At 56.4% G+C, this 7,518-nt stretch carries 7 protein-coding genes and 1 pseudogene; all 8 read left to right on the top strand.

Annotated elements, in window-relative coordinates; genetic code table 11:
• The first annotated feature begins 11 nt into the window (after positions 1-11).
• Positions 12-158: a VirB3 family type IV secretion system protein gene (locus E8M78_RS23115; protein ID WP_281405096.1), complete on the top strand. Its 147-nt coding sequence runs from the start codon at positions 12-14 to the stop codon at positions 156-158.
• 3 nt (positions 159-161) lie between these two features.
• Complete coding sequence (locus tag E8M78_RS23110) at positions 162-2,621, top strand: VirB4 family type IV secretion/conjugal transfer ATPase (protein ID WP_137137281.1); 2,460 nt, start codon at positions 162-164, stop codon at positions 2,619-2,621.
• On the top strand, positions 2,618-3,709 hold the full coding sequence (locus E8M78_RS23105) for a lytic transglycosylase domain-containing protein (RefSeq protein ID WP_137137280.1): 1,092 nt from the start codon (positions 2,618-2,620) through the stop codon (positions 3,707-3,709). The genes E8M78_RS23110 and E8M78_RS23105 overlap by 4 nt, the downstream gene beginning before the upstream one ends.
• Positions 3,710-3,723: 14 nt before the next feature.
• Complete coding sequence (locus E8M78_RS23100) at positions 3,724-4,422, top strand: type IV secretion system protein (protein WP_137137279.1); 699 nt, start codon at positions 3,724-3,726, stop codon at positions 4,420-4,422.
• 233 nt (positions 4,423-4,655) lie between these two features.
• Complete coding sequence (locus E8M78_RS23090) at positions 4,656-5,657, top strand: type IV secretion system protein (RefSeq protein ID WP_137137277.1); 1,002 nt, start codon at positions 4,656-4,658, stop codon at positions 5,655-5,657.
• A 39-nt stretch (positions 5,658-5,696) separates the two neighbouring features.
• The gene (locus tag E8M78_RS23085) at positions 5,697-6,389 is read left to right on the top strand and encodes a type IV secretion system protein (RefSeq protein ID WP_137137276.1); all 693 of its coding nucleotides are present in this window, start codon (positions 5,697-5,699) and stop codon (positions 6,387-6,389) included.
• Complete coding sequence (locus tag E8M78_RS23080) at positions 6,386-7,201, top strand: TrbG/VirB9 family P-type conjugative transfer protein (protein ID WP_137137275.1); 816 nt, start codon at positions 6,386-6,388, stop codon at positions 7,199-7,201. The genes E8M78_RS23085 and E8M78_RS23080 overlap by 4 nt, the downstream gene beginning before the upstream one ends.
• Positions 7,198-7,518: pseudogene (locus tag E8M78_RS23695) on the top strand (conjugal transfer protein TrbI); the annotation flags it as partial. The gene E8M78_RS23080 and the pseudogene E8M78_RS23695, both read left to right, overlap by 4 nt.

Here is a 7,518-nt window from a genome sequence, read left to right as displayed (position 1 = left end):
ATTTCGCTGCACTGCTGATGGCCCCTGCTGCCTATCTGGTCCTGTTTTCGCTTTGCACCTGGGACAGCAAGATTCTCGACGTCCTGCAGGTCACGTCTCGCAAAACCCCACGGACGCCCAACGCGCGATTTTGGGGCACCAATTCATACGGACCATAGTCGATGCTGAAAGTCGTGAGAGAAGAGCTTGGATTTGGCAGGGTCGCAAAGAACGAGCGGCCTATGTCCGTTCACATCCCCTACATGCGGCATCTATCTGACACGGTCATCGGGCTCGAGAACGGAACCCTGATCAGCGTCATCAAGCTTGATGGACTGTTTTTCCAGACGGAGGACCAGGCCGAATTGAACATGCGTTCTGTTGTACAGAACACCATGATCCGAGCTCTGGGTTCAAGCCGCTATTCTCTTTGGTCGACTGTAATCCGCCGTGAGGTCGAGACTGAAATCGGCGGTTCGTTCGATTCCTCCTTCTGCGAGATCCTGAACGATCGCTATATGGACCAACTTCGCAAAAAGCGGATGTTCACGAACGAAATCTACCTGACGATCGTGCGTTCGGGCATGAAAGGGGCGCTTGGCCTCGGCGACTCGCTGAAGCGGATCTTTGAACGTTCGAACAAGGAGGCCAGGGCCCAAGCGACCCGTGAAGACGTGACCGACCTTGAAGAGCTGGTTGGGAACATCGTGAAAGAGTTGCACAAGTACGGCGCAAAGCCGCTTGGCATCACGTATCGCAAGAAATCGGACGATACCGCGAAGAAAGACATCGATGGAGAAGAGGCTAAGGGCGATCCGTATTCGGAGCCCTGCGAGTTCTTCAACACGATCCTGACCTGCGGTGTGCCGCGAAAGATGCGGCTTCCGCGCATGGGAATCCGCAACTACGTCGGCACTTCACGGCTTCACTTTTCAAAGCGGACGATGCAGGCACAAGCGGCGGTGGACGAAGATAGCCGCTATGCCGCTCTCCTCTCGATCAAAGAATATCCTCCATTCACTGGTCCCGGCATGTTGGATGGGTTGCTGCAGGTGAACCACGAGTTCATCCTCACCCAGTCTTTCACCCTTGCAGACAAGCCGATCGCACAAGAGCGGATCAGCCGCCTTCAACGCCAAATCAAGGCCTCCGACGAAGCGGGTAGCTCGGTCGAATCCGACATCGACTATGCATTGAACAGCCTCCTCAATCAGGAGGCTGTATTCGGCTTCCATCATTTTTCGCTTCTGTGCATTTCTCGGGACCTCGAGGACCTAAGCCGTTGTGTGTCGGAACTTGGCGCTTGCCTCACCGACATGAACATCAACTGGCTCCGGGAGGATCTCAATCTAGAAGCGGCGTTCTGGGCGCAGCTGCCGGGAAACCGCTCCTACATCTCCCGCATCGCCATGCTGTCGAGCGCCAACTTCTCCGGCCTTTCCTCGATGCATAATTTCGCGACTGGACAAGCGGATCGCACCCATTGGGGCCTGCCGATCACCATTCTGGAAACGACCTCACAAACCCCCTACTGGTTCAACTTCCACCGTCGCGATATCGGGCACTTCACGGTGACTGGTCCGACAGGATCCGGCAAGACCGTTGGTTTGACCTTCCTGCTGGCTCAGGCGATGCGGGTTTCACCCACGCCTCGCGCCGTGTTCTTCGACAAGGACCGCGGGGCCGAGATCTTCGTCAGGGCGATCGGCGGAGCCTACGAGGTTCTGTCTCCGGGAACGCCCACGGGCTTTAACCCGCTGCAATTGGAAAACACCGGCGAGAACCGGGAATTTCTGGTCCGTCTGCTCAAGGCCATGCTGCGCGGCGATCGTCGTACCGACTTCGGCCAAGAGGACGAGGACACGCTGGAAAAGGCAATCGTCCGGATCATGCAGGAGCCGGCGGCTCAGCGGAACCTCCCGAATTTTGCCGGCCTCTTGATGGGGCGGTCCAGGGCGGATGCCAACGATCTATACTCGCGGCTTCGCCCTTGGATCGAAGGTGAAAAAGCCTGGCTGTTCAACGCCCCCCATGACGTCCTGTCCTTCTCAGGTCACAGCGTGTTTGGCTTTGACATGACCAACATCCTTGCAAACGAGGAGCTGAGAACCCCTGCACTGATGTATCTTTACCATCGGCTGGACGAGCTGCTGGACGGCAACCCCGTCATGTTCTTCATGGATGAAGGCTGGCAGCTGCTGATGGATGATACGTTCAGCGCATTCATCGTCGACAAAATGATGACGATCCGCAAGCTCAACGGCGTCGTGGGTTTTGGTACGCAGTCGGCCGCTGACATTACCAAATCCAAAGCGTCGCACGCGCTTATTGAGCAATCGGCGACCAACATCCACTTCCCGAACCCACGGGCAGACGAAGAGAGCTACATCAAGCGCTTCGGCCTGACGGTGAAGGAGTTCAATTTCATCAAGAACACGCCTCCCGAAAAGAGAACCTTCCTGATCAAGCACGGCAACGACTCGGTCATCGCGCGTCTGGATCTGTCAGCAATGCCGGATCTCGTGAAGGTGCTCTCAGGACGCAAGGAGACAATCGAGGAGTGCGCAGCACTTCGCGAGCAGTACGGAGACGAACCCGAGAACTGGTTGGCGAAATTCTGCAGATGGGAGAAGGCCGAATGAGGAGCGGTTTCTCTCTGAGGCTTTTAGCAGCAACCATGACCTTGGGAGCGGCACCCTCGGCTTTTACGCAAGTCCCTGTTACCGATGGCGCCCTGACGGCAACAGATGCGAAACGCAATGAAACGACGAAGCAGATCGAAGAGACAGACAGTCGCCGGCACTCCGTGAGCAAGAGCGTCACCTGCTCGATGTACCGGCCGGGGCGCGGCGGGGATGCTCAGTCTGCTGCACAGGCCAATCCGGAAATCGTCGGCCTTGTGAAGCGCGTAGCGCGGGAAGAGGAGGTTGACGAAACCCTCTTCATGTCCCTCGTCTACCAGGAGAGCCGGTTCAACCCCTGCGCCAGGTCGCCTGTCGGCGCTATGGGCTTGTCGCAGCTGATGCCGGGGACGGCCAAGGATCTTGGGGTTAATCCTCACGATATCGAGGACAACCTTCGCGGCGGCGCGCGCTACCTGAAGCAGCAGCTACGCACCTTCAACGGCAATACGAACCTTGCGCTCGCCGCGTACAACGCGGGGCCAGGCAACGTCCGCAAGTATGGCGGCATCCCTCCGTTCAAGGAGACGCAGGGCTATGTCGCCGCGATCAGGGCCAAATGGATGCCTCAGTTTGGAGGCTCTGATGTTTCGAACATTCCCGAAAACTTCGGAGGAGGCACCTCGGGCTATTCTGGTGCGAGAGATGCAACAATCAACTCGATGGCCACCAGCCAGTCGATTGCCGAAAACAGCGGGAACGTCGCGTCGTGGCTTCAGCAACTCGGCCAGATGGACAGCGGCACGATCCAGGACAGCTGGGACCACAATTCCGGCGCACGCAATGCGAACCTCGAGATGATGAACCAGGTCATCCGCCTCACAACAACGTTTGCCGAGCTTATGAATTCTCAAAATGCACTCAATCTGGGCGGGCTTTCGGGGTCTTCGCGGTCCAGCGACTACAGCCAAGACGAGAAGGAAGATGATCGCGAGGTAGCTGACCTCTGTGACAAGGATCTGCAGCTTGAGTGGAATCCGGAGGAACAGGCCTGCGTTTTCAACCTCGAACCAGAAGCTGGCATGAAGCTGATGTTGAGCACCGAATGACAAGGAGAACGGCAATGAAAAGAGTATTTCTGACTGCGTTTTCGCTGGCGCTGGCGTCAACGGTGCAAGCACAGGTTCCTGTGATCGACAGCGCCAATCTGCGGATCGCGACCGAGACCTCTCGCACGACTGACCAGATTCTGGATACGAACAGAGAAGTTCTGAAGACGGTTGAAGAGACGCTGAAAGCTGTGACCGGAGACCGCGGAAGCGTCTCCAGTTCCATGCAAAACCTCGCTGTCGGGCAGGGTTTCAGCGTCTCCCAGATGCCATCGCTCGATAGCCTTCTGCAGGGCGGCGTTCCCAATTTCGGCAGCATGGGCGGTGACATCGGGAAGATCGCCACGACCTTCATCAACGGTCTCCAACTCGTAAAGAACCTGTCGGGCAAGACAAACAGCTCGTTTTCCGGCGACAAGTCCTACGAGGAAATGATGAAGACCGTCCTCGGGGTTGCAGCCTTGGTCACAGGCTCGCAACAGGCCGTCCAGTCGCGAACACAGTCTTTCCAGCAGGCAGGTCAACAGATCGGTCAGGCGCAGGACATCAAGGGTTCCATCGACCAAAACACGCAGCTGCAGGTCCAAACCGGTCTGACGATCAACGAAATGATTGGCGTGATGAACGGAGCGGTCGGTTCGCTGCAAGCCCAGAACCAGCGTCGTCTTGTCGACATTTCCAACACCAAGAAAGCGCTGACCTATGGCAACTAAATGGCTCAAGACAAGGAGCTCCCTACCTTTCTGCGTCTTGATGGCTATCAGCATAACTGGCTGCGCTGGCGCACCGAAAGAGAAGACTGCACCGTGCAAGAGGCCGGCAAACCTTACCTCATACGCTGAAGATCCGCGCCAGAAATGCCCGGAAATGACCCGCGTGAATGGCAACTATTCGCAAGCCCTGGCGGCAATCGACGCCCTTGCGGGAAGCGGAAAGCAGTGACCCCATGAACTTTCTCGGCGGCCTGCTCGAGGCCCTTGAAGTCGCTGGGCGTAATTTCTCCGAACGAGCCTACCAGGTCATCGGCGACGAGATCATGCCCCTGCTGACTGTCATGCTTATTGCCTATGTCGCCTATTACGGATTGCAGCTCGTGATGGGAACTGCCCGTGTCAGCATTGGTGAAATCATCAGTCGCGTTGTTCGGATGATGGTTATCGTTGCCTTCATCGACCAGTGGGGAAATTTTCAGACCTTCTTTTATGACTGGCTGAACAACACGCCGGAAGACGTGGGTCGGGCGCTGCTCACGGCAAGCAGCACCGGGATTACAGAGCCAACCGACGGACTGTCGATGATCTGGGCAACTGCGAACAAGGCAGCGGCGGCATTTGCCGAGCAGTCAGGTTATTTCGCTATCCTGCCGGGCTTGATCGGCTTCCTGATCATGCTGGCGGTTGGCCTGTTTATTGCCATTGCGCTGGCCATCCTTGTGCTGTCCAAGGTGATGATGTGGGTGCTGCTTGGCACTGCACCTATTTTCATCGCATGCCTTTTGTTTGATTCAACACGTCAGTATGGGATGGCATGGTTTCAGCAGGTTTTGACTTACGCGCTCATTCCGCTGTTCGTGTATGTCGTTGCCGCCTTTCTCATCACGACAATGGATGCAGAACTGCAAAAGGTTGCAGCCGCAGCGTCTGCAAGCGAAATCCAGCTGGATGACATTTCGGCTTTCATTCTGATCTGCGCAGCCGGTGCCTTCGTCCTCTTCAACATTCAAACGCTCGCTCAAGGCATAACCGGTGGCGTGGCAACAGGGATCGGGACTGTGGCCAAGAAAGCGGTTGGAGCAAGCATCAAAAGTGGACTGGCGACTGCTGGCTCTGTTGGAAACCAGGCAATGAAAGCGCGTGAGCGAACCCATGCCGGGATGCGAGAGAACATCAGGAACTCAAGCGCAACGGCGATGCAAAACAGGATCAGCAACAACAGTATGCCCTCTTGAGGCGCGTGTTGTCCGAGAACAATTTAAGGCTGGATTTTCATGGCAGATACGAATGATGCTCTGCGGAGCTATTTTCAGGATGGGGATCGCTGGGAGCAGGAAATCGTCAAGAAGGCCAAACGGTCCAAAGCGTTCGCCTGGCTTATCACGATGATGTTTGGCGGCATCACGATCCTGTCGCTCTGCGCGCTGGTGATGCTCGTGCCCTTGAAGAGCTTCGAGCCATACATTGTCGAGGTGGACAAGAACACCGGCTATATCGAGGTCAAGACAGGGCTGACCCGAACATCGAACATCACCGATCAGCAGGCGGTCACTCAGGCGAATGTCGTCCGTTACATTCGATCCCGTGAAGGTTATGATCCTTTCGCCATCGAACAGAATTTCGGGATCGCGGCCCTGCTTTCCACCGGCGATGCAGCGCGCGACCTGCAAGCCCAATGGAGTGCCGCGAACCCCGATAATCCGGCACGCCGTCTGGGCAAGAACAAATCCATTACCGTCGACATAAAGTCTGTGACCTTTCCTAATGCAACCACGGCGCTCGTTCGCTTCTCAACACATGAGCGTTCAGACGCAGAGATCATGACCCGGCACTTCATTTCAGTCGTTCGCTATCGCTACACGGATACCCCTGAACGCAACGAGTGGCGTTTCGAAAACCCCCTGGGCTTCCAAGTATACGATTACCGTCGTGATCAGGAAACGGTGACTTCGGGAGGCCAGCCGTGAAGCTTGGTTTGCGTCTGGCGGCAGTGATCGCCGCACTCACCACAGCCAACGTTCATGCTGCCCAACAGCCAAGTCCGGGCAGTCTGGATGCGCGTGTGACCAGTGTCGTCTATCAGCCCAACAACGTCGTGAAGGTTTCCGCGACCTACGGCATCTCGACGATGATCATCTTTGACGAGGATGAGAAGTTCGAGACGATCTCGCTTGGCGACACCGACAGCTGGCAGGTTGCTCCATCGGAAAAAGGCAACATCCTCTTCGTGAAGCCAATTGCCAAAGACGTTTCCACGAACATGAACGTGGTAACCTCAAAGAGGATCTACTTCCTCGAGCTCAACGACTATGCACCGGAAGCAGGTAAAAAGGTTTTCGGGGTCCGCTTCATATACCCGGAAAAAAACCTGAACGAAACCCTGCGGAAAGAAGCTGAGTTTCGAGCAGCCAACCCGAACGTTTCGAGCATCGACAAAGCGAACGTCAACATTGACTACTCTTTCTCGGGCGACGTGGCGCTCAAGCCGACAATGGTGTTCGATGACGGAAAGAAGACCTTTTTCAAGTTCGGCCGCGGGACCGTACCGGCCATTTTTGCCGTCCAATCCGACTTCTCCGAGACGCTTCGAAACTTCCGGAAGGAAGGCGAATACATCGTCGTTGACGGTGTAGCCACGCAATACACGCTCCGGGACGGAAACCAGTGGACGTGTATTTTCAATCTCCGCAAGCCGGACTTTGCAGCACCTGACCCTGACATCATGGCTCCGAAACCAGACCCTGATGCCAGCAAACGCAGAAGGAGCGGCAATCCATGAAGCGCAGCCCTGAACTCGACGCAATGGCTGCGGCCGACGAGGCCGAAATCAGCAATCGAAACGTAAAGCGCAACCAAACGGTCGGCATGGCCGCCCTTTTGCTGGCTGGCGTCTTCGCCGCGTACCTGGTGCTGGCCACGTCAGGTGAGAAGCCGTCTGAAAGTCCGCAAAGCGAGGAAGAATTCCGTACGACCACATTCCGTCCACCGAGCTTTGTCCGCAATGGAGAATCCGCACCTCCACCTCCCGAACAGCCGGTTGTGAAGTTGCCACCGCCGCCTCCACCTCCACCAGCACCGTCGGTCGAAGTCACGACA

Source organism: Rhizobium sp. FKY42 (assembly GCF_005222835.1).
Lineage (GTDB): Bacteria > Pseudomonadota > Alphaproteobacteria > Rhizobiales > Rhizobiaceae > Neorhizobium.
Note: the sequence above shows the minus strand (reverse complement) of the source record. Positions and strands in the feature narration are given on the sequence as shown.

Bases quoted from the DNA above. Each gene is read 5' to 3' on its own strand.
- E8M78_RS23100 (WP_137137279.1), top strand. From the start codon at position 3,724: ATGAAAAGAGTATTTCTGACTGCGTTTTCGCTGGCGCTGGCGTCAACG.
- E8M78_RS23105 (WP_137137280.1), top strand. From the start codon at position 2,618: ATGAGGAGCGGTTTCTCTCTGAGGCTTTTAGCAGCAACCATGACCTTG.
- E8M78_RS23085 (WP_137137276.1), top strand. From the start codon at position 5,697: ATGGCAGATACGAATGATGCTCTGCGGAGCTATTTTCAGGATGGGGAT.
- E8M78_RS23110 (WP_137137281.1), top strand. From the start codon at position 162: ATGCTGAAAGTCGTGAGAGAAGAGCTTGGATTTGGCAGGGTCGCAAAG.
- E8M78_RS23090 (WP_137137277.1), top strand. From the start codon at position 4,656: ATGAACTTTCTCGGCGGCCTGCTCGAGGCCCTTGAAGTCGCTGGGCGT.